Below are 16,884 nucleotides of genomic sequence, written 5' to 3' on the forward strand. Positions count from 1 at the left end.
GCGGCAATCCAACATCTGGTGCGCGAAAGGCGTCTGATAGGGGAACGACCTGCATCGGGGGCGCCACGTATGCCCGGCGTCCTGTCACGCCCCATCCCAGGGAGAAGCGGCCATGAAGAAGATCCAGATGAAGCTCGATTCGCTCCAGGTGGAATCGTTCGAGACGGCGGAACGGTCCGAGGAGCGCGGAACGGTGGAAGGGCAGCAGATCGGCACCCGCATCGGCGGCTGCACGGAAACCACCTGCCCTCCGTACCACTGCTTCTGCACCGAAGAGTACTCCTGCCGCTGCAACTAAGCGGCTCTGGGCCGCCACGCCGATCGCGGCGCGCGGTGGCCACAGCGTGGACCCCTCTCCCGGGCTTGCCGGGGGAGGGGTTCATCTTTGCGGAGGGGGAAATCCGTGGTGCTCGGCCGGCCTTACAGGTGCGCGCGGAACGATTGGTGCCATGGGCGGCGCGAACCCGGGTGCACCGTTTCCGTTTCGATCACCGCGTAAACCAGGCAGAATGGCGTTTCCTCCCGCACACATGCTGATCGGCGCCGGGCTGGCGGAGGTGGCGCTCGCCGGAATGCGGCAGCCGCCGCCGCGCCGGTTCGCGTGGGCCGTGGCCGCGGTGCTGGCCGCCGCGCCCGACGGCGACATCATCCTGGGCATTCTGCTGGGCAGGGGCGGCAGCTACCACGGCACCTTCAGCCACAGCCTCTCGGCCACGACCGTGGTGGCGCTGCTGGCGTACGCGGCCGGCGGCGGGCGGTGGGCGGCCATCGCGGGGATCGGCTACGGCTCGCACCTGCTGGTGGACCTGCTGGACGAGAGCGGGCCCACCAACCTCATGCTGGGCTGGCCCTTCACCGGCGCGCGGCCGTACTCGCTGGGAAAGTTCTTTCCCAAGGTGCCGGTGGAGGGCGACGGGATGGTGGATACGGCGCTCAACGTGCTGCGCCCCGGCGCCATCCTGAACCTGGTGATCCAGACGGCGATGGGCGCCGCGATCTTCGGTGCGCTGCTGCTGGTGGCGCGCGCGATCCGGCGAAGGCGGGCGGGCGCGGTGGATCCGGTCGCCGCCGGCTGACGCGCGTCAGCGGCCGATGGCGCGCAGCAGGTCGTCCATGGCCAGCGAGCAGCCGCGTGCTTCGGCGCCGCGCGCGCGGCCCAGCACGCGAAAGCCCTCCGGCGAGGTGACGCCCAGGTCCGCGGTCTGGATGGCCATCACGGAGTCGAGGTTGGCCAGGTCGAAGTGGCGCAGCACGCCCGTCTCGCCGTGCGGAAGCGGGCGCAGCGTCTCGGGATCGGTGGCCTCGGTGCGCACCCACGGCGGCCCGGCGTGCAGCCGCTCCGCGGGCGCGAAGGCCGATCCCGCGACGCCGTCGTAGAACTGCGACGACATCTCCGTCATCCCGTACTCGTTCACGCACCACGCGGCGGGAATCCCCAGCCGCTCCTCCACCGCGCCGTACAGCTCCTCCCGCGTGACCTCGCGCGAGCGGCCCTTGAAGCCGCCGGTGTCCATCAGCCGCGATCCGTGCGGCAGGCGAACGCGCGTCCCCGCGTCGCGCAGCGCATCCAGCCAGTGCACCAGCGCGAAGGCGGTGCCCAGGATGCAGACGGGCTCGCCCGCCCCTTCCGCATCACGCACCGCATCCGCCAGCCGCGCGTGGTCGATGCCGCCCTCCGCCGACACGTACCATCCACTCTTCGCCGTCCCGAAATCCGCCACCACCGCGCCCGCCATGTGCGACAGCGACGAATCGCGCAGCTCTTCGGGAGGGGGGACCAGCGAGATCATCCGCATCCGCGCGCCCTCCGGCAGCAGGTGGGCGCGAAAGCCGGCCCGCAGCGCCGCGTCGTACAGCGCCAGGTCCGGCAGGTAGTGCGTGCCGCGGCGCTCCGGGCCCGCCGTGGTGCCGCTGGTGCGAAAGACCGCCACCGCGTCCGCCGGGTCTCCGCACACCAGCGCCGCCGCCTTGAACGCGTCCGTGGGCACCGCCGGGATCTCTCCCCGGTGCGCAACGGTGTGCGGCGAGACGCCGCGCCGCTTGCAGAACTGCCGGTACGGCGTGTTGCGGGCGAACTGGTGCGCGAACACCGCCCGCGCCAGGCGATCGAACTCCGCCTCCGCCATCGCCGCGCCCGTCCCGGCGGAAATGTGGCGCAGCAGGTCGTCACGCAGGGAGTCAGTCGGCATCTCGGACATCAGCGGCTTCGTCACACGAGTTTGGGACGGCACTACAGGTTCTTGAGAATCCGGATGATCCAGGGATCCACATCCCGGCGAGATACGGTTCACGCAGGTGAAGCCTCGCGCAGCTCAGGCGAATGAATTCGCGGCTGGGACAACGCGATGTCGGCCTTCGCCGACGGGTGTGCGCCGTACGGATGTTCCGGTGCGCTGGTGAAGCCCCGCGCGGTTTGCGGGGCTTTCCGCGGTTGTTGCGGCGAGTTTACTCGCTCCCGCGGGGCCCGGACCAGGCGAATGAATTCGCGGCTGGGACAACGCGACGTCGGCCTTGGCCGACGGGTTCGCGTCGTACGGATGTTTCAGTGTGCAGTTGAAGCCCCGCGCGGTTTGCGGGGCTTTCCGCGGTTGTTGCGGCGAGTTTACTCGCTCACGCGTCCTCCAGCCCCCGCGCGGTGCTCACCCAGCATCTCTTCCATGCGCGACAGGCAGCGCGAGAACTTCTTTCCGTACGACCCGCCCAGCCACTCGGCGGGAAAGATCCCCATCAGCCCCCCCTGGCCCGTGGCGGCGAAAGGGACCGCGTTGTCGTACAGCTTGTCGACGAAGTGCACCCAGCGCAGCCCTTCGTACAGGTTCTCCATGGGCCGCACCCCCTCCACCAGCAGCGCGTCCATCGCGCCGATCAGCGCGTGGTAGCGGATGGGGTGAATCTCCCCCAACCCGCGCAGCAGCTCCTCGAACGGCGCCGCCAGCGCCCGCCCGCCCGCCGCGGCGCGGGCGCGGTCCATCGCCCCGTCGTCCAGAAAGTACGCGCGGCCGGGGTCTGCCTCGAAGCGGCGGTGGCGGTAGTCCTCGCCCTCCACGCGCAGCACCTCGAACGCGGTGGCCAGCTCCTCGATCTCCGTCCGGAAATTCTTCTGGTCGAAGCGGCCGCGCCCCAGCTCGTCCGGGATGGTGTTGGAGGTGGTGGCCACGCGAATGCCGTCCGCCAGCGCCCCGCGCAAAAAGGCCAGCGCCAGCTTCAGGTTCCCCGGATCGTCCAGCTCCCACTCGTCCACCGCCACCAGCCGCATCCCCCGGAACGCCTGCCGCGCGCCCTCCACCCCCAGCAGCCCGATGGCGTACACCAGCTCGTCGAAGCTCAGGTACGCCCGCGGCCCCGGGGACGCGTGCCAGAGCGACGCCAGCAGGTGCGTCTTTCCCACCCCGAAGCCGCCATCCAGGTACACCCCGGCCCCGCGCTCCACCCCGCCGAACGCCGCGCGCAGCCGGCGCCATCCGCCTTCCGCGCGCTCCAGCTCACCCGCGATCTCGCGCAGGCGCCGCACCGCGTCCGCCTGCGAGGGGTGGCGCGGGTCGGGGCGGTAGTCGTCGAAGCGCTTGGCCTGGAAGCGCGGCGGGGGAACGAAGCCCGCCACCAGCCCGGCGGCGTCGGGGCGGGCGGGAATGCGCGAAAGCAGGTCGTCCAGGCGCAGCACGAAGGCGTGATTCCTTTCTACGGCAGCGAAAGAGCGGGCGCGGCCCGCCCGGCGCGCTCAGCGGTCCCAGACCGAGACGCTGGACATGCTGAGCTCGGCGTGCAGCCGCAGGTCCACCGTCTCGCCCGCGTGCACGCGCACCGCCGGGCTCAGGTAGCCGTACGCGCCGCCCACCGGGTCGGCCAGCAGGCGCAGGTCGCCCGCGTCGTGGGCCACGCGCGGCAGGGTGAACCGCTGGCGCGAGAGCCCCGTCACCATCCCCAGCCGCCAGCGCATCCCCGACTGCACCACGTACACGGTGACGTCCGAGAAATGGTCGTTCGCCACGTGCACCGACACCGGCGGGCCCGGCTTGCCCAGCGAGGGCGTTCCCCCGCCGCCGCACCCGGCCGTCCCCAGCGCCGCGAGCACCAGCGCAAGTCGCATCCAGCACCGCGTCCTCATCCTGCACCTCCGCGTCCGCGGAAAGGCATCCGGCGCCCGTCCGGGCACCGGGCCGGCATCGGTCAATCTACGTGCCGTCCCCGCCCGCCACACGCATCTTCGCTCGCGGCGACGCAAAGGCCCCCGCCCGTCGGCTGGACGGGCGGGGGCCTCGAGGGATGCGGACGGAGCCGGGCGCTACAGGCCGCTCCAGGGCGTCAGGAACACCACCATCAGGATGGGCACGCCGGGAATGGCCAGGATGCCCAGCAGCCAGAGGGCGATCTCCCAGTTCTCGTACTCCTCTTCAACCACCTCGGTGTGGGTGGTGGTCCGCTGGACGTTCAGGTCAGCCATGCTCGTTCCGCCATGCCACGCCCGACGCGCGGGCTCGTTCCGGTTCCGTCCGCCCGACGCTCGCGCGGGCAGGCGCACAACCTGGCATCCGCGCGCGCGGGTGTCAAGCTCACCCTCCCGCCACGATGCCCCGGTAGAACGCCGCGGCAAAGCGCGGCGCGATGGCCGCGAGCGGACGCGTGCGCTCGCCCAGCAGCCACTCCAGCTCGATCTCCTCCAGCGCGCCGATCAGCATGCGCCGCGCCAGCGGGATCTCGGTGTCGGCCCGCAGCTCGCCGCGCTCCACGCCGCCGGCCAGCAGGGTGTCGATGGCCTGCGCGTAGGTCCGCAGCACGTCGCGCACCGCGCCGCCGTAGAACTTGCTGGACTGCCGCGACTCCAGCAGCAGCACCATGGCCAGGGGCGGCTCGGCCTCGATGCTCTGGAACTGCAGCTCGGCGAAGCGCGCCAGCCGCTGCTCGAAGGGCAGCTCCGACGCCGTCACCTCGCGCACGGACGCCACGAACTCGTTCACCTTTTCGCGAAAGGCGGTGAGCAGCAGGTCGTCCTTGCCCTCGAAGTACAGGTAGATGGTGCCCTCGGCCACCCCCGCCCCCGCGGCGATGTCGCGGATGCGCGCCGCGAAGAAGCCATGCTCCGCGAACACCCGCACCGCCGAGTCCAGGATGGCGCGGCGGCGCTGCTCGCGGCTTTCGGTGAATGGGCGCTCAGTCATGCGGCGGAAGATAGTGCGGGAGTGCGAAAGTGCGAAAGTGCGGGAGTGCGGGAGTGCGGGAGTGCGGGAGTGCGGGAGTGCGGGAGTGCGGGAGTGCGGGAGTGCGGGAGTGCGGGAGTGCGTGCGGGAGTTATGGCCGGCGCCGCGACGGGGTTGGAGCTGCGGCGGCGGGCGCCCCCCCCGGCCCTCCCCGCAAACTGCGCGGGGGAGGGTGACGCGCTCGACGAGCTGTCTGGAACGCGATCGAATTCTCCCCTCTCCGTGAGGAACGAACGGGGAGGGGCCGGGGGAGGGGCCCCCGGCCGGCGCCAGTTCGATGCTCGTCGCCGAGCCTCCACCCCCAGCGGTTACCCAACCTCCCCCAGCCGTTTTGGGGGAGGTGGGCGAGTCATGCGAGCCCGGAGGGGGCGCCAGCGGACGGCACGGCACCCAGCCCCCCAACGCCAAAGTGCGGGAGCGCGAACTTTCGCACTCCCGCACTCCCGCACTCCCGCACTCCCGCACTCCCGCACTCCCGCACTCCCGTCCGTCCTAGAACCCGGGCTGCAGGGCGAACTGCCAGTGCCAGCCGCGCTCGCGCTCGAAGGCGTTCACGTACACCGCCTCGACCACGAAGTAGCCGAACAGGTTCACCCGCGCGCCCACGCCCGCGCTGGTCAGGATGCCGCGGTCTCCCGCGCCGGGCTGAATGCCGCGGCGAAAGGTGGGCGTCGACTCCACGATCTGGCCGGCGCCGTCCTGCACCTTGCCCCAGGCCGAGCCCGCGTCGGCGAACAGGAAGCCCTCGACCGGCGGAAGCCCCAGCGTGTTGCCCACCACCAGCTGGCGGATGATGGGAACCCGCAGCTCCACGTTGGCCAGGCCCACCCGGCTCCCCGTCAGCTCGTCGAAGTACAGGTCGCACTCCGGCCCGCCGTCCGGCAGCGTGGGCGCGCACGCCTCGGCCACGTTCTCACGCCCGTAGCCGCGAATCAGGAACGGCCAGCCCAGGTAGATGGCGCCCACCCGGTGCTCGTCGCGGCCGTAGCGGCCCACGTGCATGCCGCGAAACGCCAGCGTGAACGGGCGCAGGAAGACGTAGCGGCGGTAGTCGGCCGTCAGCGTGGTGAACTGCAGGCTTCCCACCGTGGGCGCCGCCTCGAAGCGGTACCGCTGCCCCGCGAAGGGCGACGTGTAGCCCATCAGCGAGGCGTCGTACACCAGCGCCGCCGAGGCCTCGGCCAGGTTGTACGCGTTGCCCTCCACCTCGCGCCGGCGCTGGTCGACGGGGCCGTTCAGCCCCACGATCTGCCCGTTCTGGATGATGGGCTCGTACACGTTCTCGGTGATCTGCTGGTCGTTGCTGATGCGCCGCACGCCGCCCGAGAACTCCACCCGCTGCACCTGCGAGAACGGGTACTGGGTCACGCCGCTGATGCTGGTGTCGAAGTACCGCAGCAGCACCTGCTGCACCACGTACTCGCCGTCCTCGTTCAGCCCCTCGGCGTAGCCGCCGTAGACGAAGGGGATGCGCTGCGCCGACACGCCCCAGTTCCAGCGGTGCTTCTGGTTCAGGTACAGGGTGCTGAACCCGATCTCGTCCACCTGCCCCTGCGCCTGCACCGTGGCGTAGACGTTGTGGTAGCCCAGGATGTCGCTGAAGATGCCCGAGATGCCGCCGTACAGCCCGCCCCGGCTGAAGCCGCCCGTGCTGACCGTGGCGCCCACGCTGGGCTGCCCCAGGTAGTCCAGCGAAATGCGCGGCCGGTACGGGATCACCGTCCAGGTGCCCTGGGTTTCCGGGTCCGGCAGCCCCGTCTGGTACTCGTTGATGGCCAGCAGCACGCGGTTGTACGGCGCCTCCTCGGGGCGCGGCACCGGCGGCAGCAGCGCCGCCAGCGGAATGCCCTGCACCCCCGCCGCGGCCGTCTGCAGCGGCGCCGGCTCCGTCCCCGCCAGCTCCACCGGGTTGCTGATGGAGTAGATGTTGAACCCGCTGCGCTCGTACGCCGTGAACACCATGCGGTCGGCGTTGTGCGACACCGAGAGCGCCGGGCTCAGGTCGGTGTAGCCGCTCACCCCGGTGAACAGGTCGGTCACCTGCGTAAGCGCGCCGCTGGCCAGCTCCACCCGGTACACGTTGGGAATGCCCGTGCGGTCCGAGATGAAGTACAGCGCCCGGCTGTCGCGCGTCCACTGCGGGTTGATGCTCTTGCCCACCACCCGGCGCGCGTTCTCGCCGTTGGGGTCGAGCGTGCGGATCTCGCCGCTGGCCACGTCCATCAGCCCCAGCCGGTACTCGCCGAAGGACAGGTTGTTGAAGTCCGTCTCGCCCCGGTCCGTGGCGAACGCGATGGTGCGCCCGTCCGGCGAGTACATGGGCTGCAGGTCGGCGAAGCGGTCGTCCGTCAGCTGCCGGGTGCGCCCCGTGGCCACGTCGATGGCGTACAGGTCGCTCAGCCCGCCCCGCAGCCCCGACACCACGATGGTGGCCCCGTCGGGCGACCAGGTGGGGTTGGTGATCTCGCTGACCCCCGGGATCTCGTACTCCTTGAGCCGGCTGCCGCGCTGGGCGTCCATCACCACCACCACGTCGCGCTCGTCGCGCAGCGCGCTGAAGGCAAAGCGCCGCGAGTCGGGCGCCCAGGTGCCCGCCGAGTTGATGTAGCGCAGGCTGCCGTAGTGGGGATCGAACGCGGTGCCCCGCACCAGCCGGCGGATGATCTCGCCCGTCTCGGCGCTGGCGATGTACATCTCCACGTCCAGGAACTCCAGCTCCGACAGGAACGCCACCAGCTTGCCGTCGGGCGAGACCACCGGCGCCACGTTGATCTGCCCGCCCTCGCCCTTCAGGGTGATGAGCGGAACGGCCTCTTCGCGCGCCTCGCGCCGCTCGGCCAGCAGCGGCAGGTAGGTGCGGCGGATGGAGGTGCCCCAGTCGTCCACGATCTCTTCGAGCGACGCGTTCAGGATGCGCTGAAAGGCGTCGGGGTAGGGCACGCCCTGCCCCACCTGCTTCAGGATCTGCCCGATGCTGGCGTCGCCCCAGCGCCCGCCCACGTACGCCCAGAACGCCTGGCCCCAGCGGTAGGGAAAGAAGCTGGGGTCGTAGGTCAGCTGCTCCACGGTGGGAATGCGGCCGGTGAGCGCCGCGTCGCGCAGCCACATGGCCGTGTGCGGGTCCACGGGGCCCACGCTCAGGTACTCGGCCATCCCCTCCACGAACCAGCCGGGGACGTTGAAGCGGCGGGCCGCCTCTTCCAGCCCGCCGCCCGCGCGCCCGAAGCCGCTGATGTCGTACTGAAAGGCGTGCACCAGCTCGTGCCCCAGCACGTGGTCCGTCTCTTCGTACGAGTTGGCCACGGGCATGATGATGCGCTGCTTGAACGCCTCGGTCACGCCGCCCGTGCCTTCGCCGATGTCACCGCCCAGGGCGACGGTCTGCTGAAAGTGCGGGTGGCTGGCGTACAGGATGAGCGGCTGGCGCTCCTCGAACTCGTGCTCCAGCACCCGGGTAAGGCGCGCGTACCAGCGCTCCGCCATGCGGGCGGCGTCGCGGGCGGCGACCTCTTCCTCGGGGTAGAAGTAGACGTCGAAGTGGGTGGTGCGCAGCACCCTGAAGTCGAACGTCTCGTACTGCACCTTGTTGCGCCCGAAGTACTGCGCGGGCGCGGGTGCGGCGTTCAGGGCAACCGCCCCGGCCGCCAGGGCCAGCGCGGCGGCCAGGCGAATCCTCGGGCGTGGGGGTGCGGACATGGTGGCTCCTCGTGCCGGCCGTGGAAATTGGAACGGACCGCTGGTGCGCACAGCGGTCCGGCCGGCGGACGCGGGAGGGGCGCCGGAAGGTGGATCGCTGCGGGACTTTTCGGGGAGGAAGGTTATGCACTTCCTGTACCCCTTCCCCATGCAGGCCGCAAGCACTCAGGGCAGGAACGTCCCGCGTGCCGTTCTTTATGACACGCCAGCGGCCCCGAACCCCTATTCGGCCGTCGCCGACACTCCGTCCAGCGCCCGGTCGTCGGCCCGTTCGTCCAGCAGCCACAGGCCCAGCGCGGCCAGCGCCGCCAGCATCAGAATGCCGAGAATCCAGGGGCGCGCCCCCGGCCCGCGGCGGCGCACGTTGATGTCTGCCATGGTACGTTCGATTCTCTCGCGGTGGATCCAGGAACCCGGATGATCGGGAAGGGCAGGGAGCGTGCCCGCCACGGCGCCGGTTTCCACCAGCCCCAGCCGACGTGCTGGTGAACGGTGCCTTACGGTGTGTATGAGAATTTTTTTGAGGAGGATGCCGGCGATCCCCTGCGCCGGCGCGCGTGGGTTCAGCAGCCTCGATTCACGCCAGCAGCCGCTGGGATGCGGAGGGAAGAGCCGTTCACCGTGCGGATCGGCGCTTTCGGCGGCATCGGTGTCCGCCGCAGCCGCACCGGAGCCGGACTGCACGACACCCGATGCGCGTCTTTTGCCGGACCCGGACTGCACCCCGGCAGCGAAAGGGCGGACCGGAATCCGCGAGTTCGCGTCATCCCCCGACTATGTACGCGGCGGAGAGTCAGCCAAAGGACGCGCATCGGGTGTCCGTGAGGCACGCTCCCGTGGCACTCCGGCCGGTACGTCTACCTTACGCACAATGACTTCCTGGGTCAGACGGCGCCCTGCGCACTCTGCTGGCTGAAACAGTCTGTCATTCCGAGGCCCGGCCACAGTGCCGTCAGACGACCGCGCCGCAGGTTGCAGGGCCGAGGAATTTATTGTCGGCCCAGGCGAGGCGGGACGCGGCAGCCCGCGCCATCGCTGCGGTGGCGAAACCGCCTGACAGGGCCAGTTCGGGGTGTCGCGGCACGCCACGAGGAAACGGAAAGTAGATTCCTCGGTCGCGCGCCAGGTGCGGAGTGGGCGGAAGGTTTCGTGCGGCGCTCCCTCGGAATGACAGCTCGGGGTGACATCCGGGGTTTCCATTCGGCGAGGCGCCGATCAGGACCTGCTGATACAATGCGCTCTGGCGCCGACCCGAGGGTCTCGCCGGCAGAATGGGCTGGATCACGACTCGGGATCTAGCCCGTCGTGACCGAGAGTAGGTCCTTCGGTCGCGCGCAGGCGGTTGTGTGGAATCGGGTTACACGTGGTGCGCTCCCTCAGGAAGTCATCACTTCTTCGTGAGTTTGGGGGTTTGGCAACACCCTCTCAGGAAGTCATCGCTTCTTTGTCAGCTTGGGGGTTGGCAACACCCTCTCAGGAAGTAAAGCGGCTCGTGAGAGTGGAGGCCGCTGAATCCTCCGATCTCAGGCCTGAGTGACCACCCAGCCGAGCGATTCGTACGCCCGGTCCAACCCTCCAGGAAGCCGAAGCGGCTCGTGGGAGGACCCCGCCGAATCCCCCGATCCCTCGTCAGGCCTGGGTGACCAGCCAGTCGAGCGCTTCGGACTCCTGGTCGAACACCTTGATGTTGCGCTTGGAAAAGAGGATGACGGCCTGGTAGGCGATGCGGTGCAGGCCCGACATCCCCACCACGGCGCTCGCCTTGACGTACGGGGCGTTGTGGGCGGCCAGCTCCTTCATTCCCTGCAGCACCGCGGCGTTGTACCGTGCTTCGCGCACCACCGTCATCACCAGCAGCGAGGCGGGCGGCTGCCGGGCGACCACCTCCATCGAGTGCCGGATGTCGCGCAGGGCTTCGGCGGGATCCTTTACCCCCGCATAGTCCAGCAGCAGGATGCGTTGGCCCCTGTGCTCCATGAACCGGGTGCGCTCCATTGTGTCTCCGCGGGGTGGGAATTGGGCGGTTGTGTGGCGGTGGGACGAATGGCAAGATAATCCCCCGCGCGCTCCCGTCCACGGTGCGCCACGAAGCGGTCAGCACGGTACCGGAAGTGGTCGCCGCCGGCGGGTACCGATGGACAGAGTGTCCGCGAATTCATCACGCCGCAACGCCGAGCATGCGATGTCGGAAACCGAAGAGCCCGCCCGCCCCGCGCGCCGCTGGGAGATGACCGTGCCGGAGGCGCGCGAGATCCAGCAGGCACTGCGCGGCCGGCTGATCACGGAGCCGCCGGCGGGGTTCGCGCCGCGGTTCGTGGCCGGGGCGGACGTGTCGATGGAGCGCTTCGTCCACTACGGCTACGCGGCCATCGTCGTCATCGACCTGCAGACCATGGAAACGGTGGACGAGGCGGCCGCCGCGATGGAGCTGCGCTTTCCCTACGTCCCCGGCTACCTCTCGTTTCGCGAGATCCCGCCCCTGCAGGCGTGCTGGGACGCCCTGCGCGTGCGCCCCGACCTGGTGGTGTTCGACGGCCACGGCTACGCGCATCCGCGCCGGTTCGGGCTGGCGTGTCATGGCGGGGTGGCCTGGGACGTTCCAAGCATCGGCTGCGCGAAGAACCCGTTCATCGGCACGCACGAGCCCCTGGGCGACGAGCGGGGGGACACGCAGCCGATCGTGCACGAGGGGGAGGTGGTGGGGCGCGTGGTGCGCACCCGCGCCAGGACCAAGCCGCTGTACGTGTCGGCCGGGCACCGCATGGACCTGCCCACCGCCGTGGAGATGGTGCTGCGCCTGTCGCCCCGGTACCGGCAGCCGGAAACCACCCGGCGGGCGCACGAGCGGGTGAACGAGATGCGGCGGGCGGACCGTCCCACTACGTGACGTAAACCGGGATTCATTTCCGGGGAAAGCCGCGCAATCCCCCTCCCGCACGGGCGTGTACGGCGTTAGGTTGATGCACGGGGCCCGCGGATTTGCGCGGCGCCCGCCCCCTCCGGGGCCCGTTTCAGCCCCTCCCGTCCCCACGCCGGTCAGAATACGGCCGGCCCACGCGTTCCACCCCGACCAGTGAGCGCACAGCTCTAAGGACGGCACCTCTTGTCCCCTGCTACGCCCTCACCGGAACCGCGCATCAACGTAACGCAGCTCTTCACGGAGCATTACGATGCGCTGTACCGATACCTCGTGCGCCTTACGGGCGACAGCGACCTGGCGGCGGATGCCGCCCAGGAAGCGTTCGTCCGGCTGGTCGAACGGCCGCCGCAGGACCGGCACCTGCGCGCGTGGCTGTTCGCGGTCGCCACCAACGTGGTCCGCGACACCGCCCGCGCGCGGGCACGGTGGATGAAGCTGCTGAGCGCGTCTCCGGACCGCGCGCCGGTGGGCGACGTTGCGCCGCTGCCCGACGCCAACGCCGAGAGCAGCGAGCGCCGCAAGGTAGTGCGCGCCGCGCTCGACCGGCTGTCGTGGAAGGAGCGCACCGTGTTGTTGATGAGGGAGGAGGGCTTTGCCCACCACGAGATAGCGGACGCGGTAGGGACCACGACCGGCTCGGTGGGCACCATGCTGGCGCGCGCGCTCAACAAGCTGTCGAACGAGCTCGCCACGACCTCGGAGAGCCTGAGATGAACCTGACCATCGGGTCCCGCCCCCAGCACCTGGAGGACGGCGACCTTGTTGCATACATGGACCACCAGATGGACCGCTCCCGGCTGCGCTGGGCCAGCGTCCACCTGGAAGCGTGCGCCGAGTGCGCGGCGCGGCTGCACGGAATGCAGTCGCGCGCGGGCTCGGTTGCGTCGTGGCTGGGCGCGCTGGACACGCCCGCGTCCGACGAGCGCAAGGCCCTGGCGATGGCGGCGGTGGAGCGTGCGCGCTTCCGCCGGCGCCCGTCCACCGTGTGGAGCCGCGGCACGCTGGCCGCCGCGGCCATGATCGCGCTGATGCTGACCGTGAGCTTTGGCACGGTGCCGGGGCGCGCGCTGATGGGGAACGTGGCCGAGCGGCTGGGCCTGGGGCGGCCCGACCCGCGGCCCGTGGAGTCGGCGCCGGTGCTGGTCCCCGACGCGGGACAGCGCGCCACCCGGCCGGCCGAAGCGGAGCCGGCCGCGGACGAGTCGGCGGCGCCCGCCGCGCCGGGACGCGCGCGCCGGCCGGGGCTGCCGCCGGGGATGTCGGCGCCGGTGCGCTTCAACCCCGCGGGCAACTACGTGCTGCTGGAGGTGGAGTCGCGGCAGCGGGTGGGCGCCATCACCATCTGGGTGCAGGAAAGCCCCCAGGCGGTGGCCCAGGTGGTGGCGGGCCGCACGGGCGAAACGCTGGAGCCCACGCCCGACGGGCTGCACCTGCGCAACACCCGCACGTCGCGCGCGGACTACACCATCACCGTGCCCACGCGCTACCGCTTCATCCGCCTGAAGATCGGTGATGAGCCGGAGACCACCATCGCGGTGTCGCGCGCCAACCGCGCATGGCTGTGGACGGTGAACCTGGCGGCCTCCGAAGGCTGATCCGCGCCTTCGGAAAAAGCCGCCTCACGCGGAGACGTGAAGGCGCGGAGGAGAGGTTTCCTCCGCGCCTCCGCGTCTTTCGTGTATCACGGGCGTGGATACATGATACCGAATCCCGCAGTCTGCCGTCTCACACGGAGGGCACGGAGAGAGTACGGAGGAGAAACCTATCCTCTTGTCTTCTCCATGTCCTCGGTGTAACGCCGAATCCGGGAAAACAACACCTTCATGCGTACAGAGGAACAGAGTCAGACAGAGGAGCGAAGATGATATCCTGGCTCGCTTTCTCTGTCTGACTCTGTTCCTCTGTACGATCATTCTTTTTCAGGATCTGGTCTGAGGATAGTCGGCTACGGCTGGTTCAGCGCGAGGGGCCCCCGTTCCCGAAGGAGATTCTTCGGTCGGCGCACAGGCCGTGGTGCGTGAAAGACAGGTTCGCGCGGCGCCTCCCTCAGAATGACAGGTGTTTTCCTGGATTGGCATCCAGAAGGCCCGGGAAAACCCACACGGACGAACGAAGGCCCCCGCCGCTGCCGCGGTCAGGGGCCTTCGTTCGTCCCTCGATCCGGATCACCGGTCGCGCGACGACTCCACGATCAGCGTGTAGGCGCCGGTCTGGTCGGCGCTGAAGGAGTTGGCGCGGATCACGTACTCGCCGTCCTCGGGAAGCGTGACCTCCAGCAGCGAGTTGGTTCCCTCGCCGCCGTCGTCCATGGTGGCGATCTCCTCGAAGTCGCCGCAGCCGCCTTCCATCCGCCCGATGGCCACGAAGGTGTCGAAGTCCTCGGACTGCATGCGGATGCGCACCTGCTCGCCCGCGCGCCCGCGGTAGCTCCACAGCTCGTAGAACGAGCCGTCGGTCTCGAGCATGGCATCGTCCTCGTCCAGCTGCCCTGAGGCCGGCTGCCCGGCGGTGAGCGGGCGCGGCGCGGCGGGGGCGCGGGCCACGCGCTCATCCACCCGCAGCGTGTACGCGCCGCCGTCCTCGCCGTACGAGCTGGCGCGGATCACGTACTGGCCATCCTGGTCCAGCACGTGGGACAGGCGCGAGTTGGTGCCCTCTTCGCCCCCGTCGTCGTCCGTCGTCAGCGAGGTGAAGACGCCGTTGTCCATCCGCCCCAGGTTCAGGTAGGTGTCGAAGTCCTCCGAATCCATCCGCGCGGTGATGCGCTGCCCGGAGCGCCCGGCGAAGGTGTAGACGTCGTAGATGCGCTCCTGATCCTCTTCCACGTTGTCGGTCTCGGTAAGCTCGCCGGTGGCGGTCTGGCCCATGGAGAGGGGGCGCGCCTGGCCGGTGGTGGGCTCCGGCGCCGTCTGCAGGTTCAGCGTAAAGGCGCCGGTCCCGTCCTCGCTGAACGACTGCGCCACCACCAGGTAGATGCCGCTCTCCGGCAGGGTGACGCGCAGGCGCGAGTCGGTGCCCTCGCCGCCGTCGTCGTTCGCGCGCACCTCGTCCATCAGCGGCCCCACCACCCGTCCCACGATGAGGTACGTGTCGAAGTCGGACGACTGCAGGGTCGCCTGCAGCCGCTGCCCGCGCGTGCCCTCGAAGCGGTACGCGCGAAAGCGTCCGCGGCCGAACACCGTGGGGTCGCCCGCCTCCAGCGCGCCCGTCACGCTCTGGCCAACCTGGATGGGCGCCGTGCCGGGCTGCGCGCGGAGGCCCACGGGAAACGCGGACAGCAGACAGGCCGCCGCCAGCGCGGCGCGGTGCAGGTGGTTCATGGGCCTCCGGGGGCGATGAAGGTGTGGATGAAAGCTCGTCGTCAGCTGCGGGGGTGCAGCCCGGGCCGCGTGCCGATAAGACGGTGCGTCGTCCAGCCGCGTGGCAGCGGCGGCCGGCGCGGGCGACTGCTACCGGTTCGCGATGCACAAAGTTCCGGCGGATCGGGAATCCGCGCGGGAACGAACCCGGCACGTGGCGATCAATCTAGGGCCCTCGTCCGGCGGCGCCAGAATGACGAGGCTGCGCGGGTTCACCTGGGGGTCTGGTGCTGATCCAGATCAGAACAGCCGCCTGACTTCCTGAGGGAGCGCGGCGTGGAGCCCTCCGTCGCCACAATGGCTGACGCGCGACCGAAGGATCTCGTCTCGGCTCGCGAGTGACAGGCTCCTCAGCAGAGACCCGGCCCCACGGTTCTGCCGGCGAGATCCTTCGGTCGGCGCCAGGGTGAATCGTACGGGCAAAGTGCGGAGCGGCGCCTTCCTCAGGAAGTCATGATACTGGATCCGGGAGAACAACACCTTTATGGATACAGAGGAACAGAGTCAGACAGAGGAACCAAGATGATATTCAGCTGGCTTTCTCTGTCTGACTCTGTTCCTCTGTACGATTATTCTTTTCAGGATCTGGCATGAGGCTCAGGAAAGCCGCGAGAGCGTCCGCTGATCCAGTATGACGGCCCGATGCACAAACCCCCCCGCGGCGCACTGCCGCGAGGGGTTCTCTGATTCCGGTGCCTGAAGCTTACCGCGCCGAGCGCGCCAGGCCGAGCGCGTAGTCGGCCCACCAGCCGCCAGCGGCGGGGCCGCCGTTGCAGGTGCCGTCGCTCTCGCCCGGGTGCTTTACCCACAGGAACGCATCCACCAGCGCGTGGCCGGTCTGCGTGGTGGGCGCCGCGCCCAGCGCCTGCCCGGCGGCGTTGCACCAGTTGTGGCCGTTGGCCGTGCCCGCGCCGTTGCGGCTGGTGTCGATGACGAAGTGCTTGCCGCCCACCCGCCGCGAAAGCTGCTCGCCCGCGGCGATGGCGCGAGGCGTGGCGATGAAGTTGGAGACGTTCAGCGCAAACCCGTCCGCGCGATCGATGCCCGAAGCGCGCAGGCGCTCCGCCATCTCGTCGTACCGGCCAAAGGTGGGGCTGCCGCCGTCCAGGTACACCGTGGCGCCGGCCGCCTTCAGCGCGTCCACCGCCTCGCCCAGCAGGCGGAACCGCTCGTCACGGCGGGCGGGGGTCAGGCAGTCCGTCACCATGGTGGCGTCGGGCTCAAGGATGACCACCGCGCGGCGGCCCTCGATCCCCGCCGCAAAGGCGCGGATCCAGCGGCGGTAGCCGTCGGCGCCGCGCGAGCCGCCCGCGGAGTACTGCCCGCAGTCGCGCTGGGGGATGTTGTACGCCACCAGGACGGGAATCGCGCCCTGCGCCGTGGCGGCGGAAACCAGCCCGTCGACGTCCGCGCGCACGTCGCGGTTCCACTCGCCGAACCAGGTGGCCTGCGGCTGCCGGGCGATGCGCTCGATGAGCGCGGCGTCCCGCGGGCGCGAGCGGCGCCAGTCGGCGGCCTGCCGCGCGGCGTGCGTGCCGGGATTTACGTAGAAGCGCGCGCGGGCGATCGGGTTGGGCAGATCGACCGCGTCGGTGGCGACGGCGGCGCGGGGAGTGGCGGCCAGGGTGCCCAGCGCGACCAGCAGCGCGGGGGCAAGGCGGCGAACGGACGAACGAAGGGCACCCGAAAGGGCGCCGGAGCGGATCTCTGCCAT

At 70.2% G+C, this 16,884-nt stretch carries 15 protein-coding genes; 5 read left to right on the forward strand and 10 right to left on the reverse strand.

Going from position 1 to position 16,884, the window contains the following annotated elements; all coding sequences use genetic code 11:
- Positions 1 to 112: 112 nt before the first annotated feature.
- Positions 113 to 298 carry a pinensin family lanthipeptide gene (locus VGC13_RS26865; protein ID WP_331128407.1) on the forward strand — a complete coding sequence of 62 codons (186 nt, stop codon included), beginning with the start codon at positions 113 to 115 and terminating at the stop codon, positions 296 to 298.
- Positions 299 to 509: 211 nt separating this feature from the next.
- Complete coding sequence (locus tag VGC13_RS26870) at positions 510 to 1,076, forward strand: metal-dependent hydrolase (RefSeq protein ID WP_331128408.1); 567 nt, start codon at positions 510 to 512, stop codon at positions 1,074 to 1,076.
- 6 nt (positions 1,077 to 1,082) lie between these two features.
- On the opposite strand, the gene VGC13_RS26875 is transcribed toward VGC13_RS26870, so the two are convergent.
- The 8 genes from VGC13_RS26875 to VGC13_RS26910 form a co-directional block, all read right to left on the reverse strand.
- Positions 1,083 to 2,189, reverse strand: coding sequence for a hypothetical protein (locus VGC13_RS26875; RefSeq protein WP_331128409.1), 1,107 nt, complete (start codon positions 2,187 to 2,189; stop codon positions 1,083 to 1,085).
- A gap of 413 nt (positions 2,190 to 2,602) precedes the next feature.
- The gene (gene zapE / locus VGC13_RS26880) at positions 2,603 to 3,661 is read right to left on the reverse strand and encodes a cell division protein ZapE (RefSeq protein WP_331128410.1); all 1,059 of its coding nucleotides are present in this window, start codon (positions 3,659 to 3,661) and stop codon (positions 2,603 to 2,605) included.
- A gap of 57 nt (positions 3,662 to 3,718) precedes the next feature.
- Positions 3,719 to 4,087, reverse strand: a complete 369-nt coding sequence (locus tag VGC13_RS26885) for a hypothetical protein (protein WP_331128411.1) — start codon at positions 4,085 to 4,087, stop codon at positions 3,719 to 3,721.
- Between the two features lie 195 nt (positions 4,088 to 4,282).
- Positions 4,283 to 4,441 (reverse strand): hypothetical protein, encoded by a 159-nt coding sequence (locus VGC13_RS26890; protein WP_331128412.1) that lies wholly within the window; start codon positions 4,439 to 4,441, stop codon positions 4,283 to 4,285.
- Between the two features lie 109 nt (positions 4,442 to 4,550).
- On the reverse strand, positions 4,551 to 5,156 hold the full coding sequence (locus VGC13_RS26895; RefSeq protein ID WP_331128413.1) for a TetR/AcrR family transcriptional regulator: 606 nt from the start codon (positions 5,154 to 5,156) through the stop codon (positions 4,551 to 4,553).
- Between the two features lie 531 nt (positions 5,157 to 5,687).
- A complete protein-coding gene (locus VGC13_RS26900) occupies positions 5,688 to 8,891 on the reverse strand; it encodes a BamA/TamA family outer membrane protein (protein WP_331128414.1) in 3,204 nt (1,067 codons plus the stop codon).
- Between the two features lie 222 nt (positions 8,892 to 9,113).
- A complete protein-coding gene (locus VGC13_RS26905) occupies positions 9,114 to 9,269 on the reverse strand; it encodes a hypothetical protein (protein WP_331128415.1) in 156 nt (51 codons plus the stop codon).
- Positions 9,270 to 10,520: 1,251 nt separating this feature from the next.
- Entirely contained in the window at positions 10,521 to 10,886 is a 366-nt protein-coding gene (locus tag VGC13_RS26910) for a hypothetical protein (protein WP_331128416.1), read from the reverse strand.
- Between the two features lie 187 nt (positions 10,887 to 11,073).
- Between VGC13_RS26910 and nfi the strand changes: the two genes are divergently transcribed.
- The 3 genes from nfi to VGC13_RS26925 all read left to right on the forward strand — a co-directional run bounded on the left by nfi (position 11,074) and on the right by VGC13_RS26925 (position 13,406).
- Complete coding sequence (gene nfi, locus VGC13_RS26915; RefSeq protein WP_331128417.1) at positions 11,074 to 11,778, forward strand: deoxyribonuclease V; 705 nt, start codon at positions 11,074 to 11,076, stop codon at positions 11,776 to 11,778.
- Positions 11,779 to 11,994: 216 nt separating this feature from the next.
- A complete protein-coding gene (locus VGC13_RS26920) occupies positions 11,995 to 12,525 on the forward strand; it encodes an RNA polymerase sigma factor (RefSeq protein WP_331128418.1) in 531 nt (176 codons plus the stop codon).
- Positions 12,522 to 13,406 (forward strand): hypothetical protein, encoded by an 885-nt coding sequence (locus VGC13_RS26925; protein ID WP_331128419.1) that lies wholly within the window; start codon positions 12,522 to 12,524, stop codon positions 13,404 to 13,406. The genes VGC13_RS26920 and VGC13_RS26925 overlap by 4 nt, the downstream gene beginning before the upstream one ends.
- A gap of 570 nt (positions 13,407 to 13,976) precedes the next feature.
- Here VGC13_RS26925 and VGC13_RS26930 read toward each other — a convergent pair.
- Positions 13,977 to 15,131 (reverse strand): hypothetical protein, encoded by a 1,155-nt coding sequence (locus tag VGC13_RS26930; RefSeq protein ID WP_331128420.1) that lies wholly within the window; start codon positions 15,129 to 15,131, stop codon positions 13,977 to 13,979.
- 742 nt (positions 15,132 to 15,873) lie between these two features.
- On the reverse strand, positions 15,874 to 16,884 hold the full coding sequence (locus tag VGC13_RS26935) for a glycoside hydrolase family 6 protein (protein ID WP_331128421.1): 1,011 nt from the start codon (positions 16,882 to 16,884) through the stop codon (positions 15,874 to 15,876).

This window comes from Longimicrobium sp. (assembly GCF_036399255.1).
Taxonomy (GTDB): Bacteria; Gemmatimonadota; Gemmatimonadetes; order Longimicrobiales; family Longimicrobiaceae; genus Longimicrobium.

Excerpts from the sequence above, each read along its gene's own strand:
- VGC13_RS26865 (WP_331128407.1), top strand. The coding sequence starts at position 113 with ATGAAGAAGATCCAGATGAAGCTCGATTCGCTCCAGGTGGAATCGTTC.
- VGC13_RS26870 (WP_331128408.1), top strand. The coding sequence starts at position 510 with ATGGCGTTTCCTCCCGCACACATGCTGATCGGCGCCGGGCTGGCGGAG.
- VGC13_RS26875 (WP_331128409.1), bottom strand. The coding sequence starts at position 2,189 with ATGCCGACTGACTCCCTGCGTGACGACCTGCTGCGCCACATTTCCGCC.
- VGC13_RS26885 (WP_331128411.1), bottom strand. The coding sequence starts at position 4,087 with ATGCGACTTGCGCTGGTGCTCGCGGCGCTGGGGACGGCCGGGTGCGGC.
- VGC13_RS26890 (WP_331128412.1), bottom strand. The coding sequence starts at position 4,441 with ATGGCTGACCTGAACGTCCAGCGGACCACCACCCACACCGAGGTGGTT.
- VGC13_RS26895 (WP_331128413.1), bottom strand. The coding sequence starts at position 5,156 with ATGACTGAGCGCCCATTCACCGAAAGCCGCGAGCAGCGCCGCCGCGCC.
- VGC13_RS26900 (WP_331128414.1), bottom strand. The coding sequence starts at position 8,891 with ATGTCCGCACCCCCACGCCCGAGGATTCGCCTGGCCGCCGCGCTGGCC.
- VGC13_RS26905 (WP_331128415.1), bottom strand. The coding sequence starts at position 9,269 with ATGGCAGACATCAACGTGCGCCGCCGCGGGCCGGGGGCGCGCCCCTGG.
- VGC13_RS26910 (WP_331128416.1), bottom strand. The coding sequence starts at position 10,886 with ATGGAGCGCACCCGGTTCATGGAGCACAGGGGCCAACGCATCCTGCTG.
- nfi (WP_331128417.1), top strand. The coding sequence starts at position 11,074 with ATGTCGGAAACCGAAGAGCCCGCCCGCCCCGCGCGCCGCTGGGAGATG.
- VGC13_RS26925 (WP_331128419.1), top strand. The coding sequence starts at position 12,522 with ATGAACCTGACCATCGGGTCCCGCCCCCAGCACCTGGAGGACGGCGAC.
- VGC13_RS26930 (WP_331128420.1), bottom strand. The coding sequence starts at position 15,131 with ATGAACCACCTGCACCGCGCCGCGCTGGCGGCGGCCTGTCTGCTGTCC.
- VGC13_RS26935 (WP_331128421.1), bottom strand. The coding sequence starts at position 16,884 with ATGGCAGAGATCCGCTCCGGCGCCCTTTCGGGTGCCCTTCGTTCGTCC.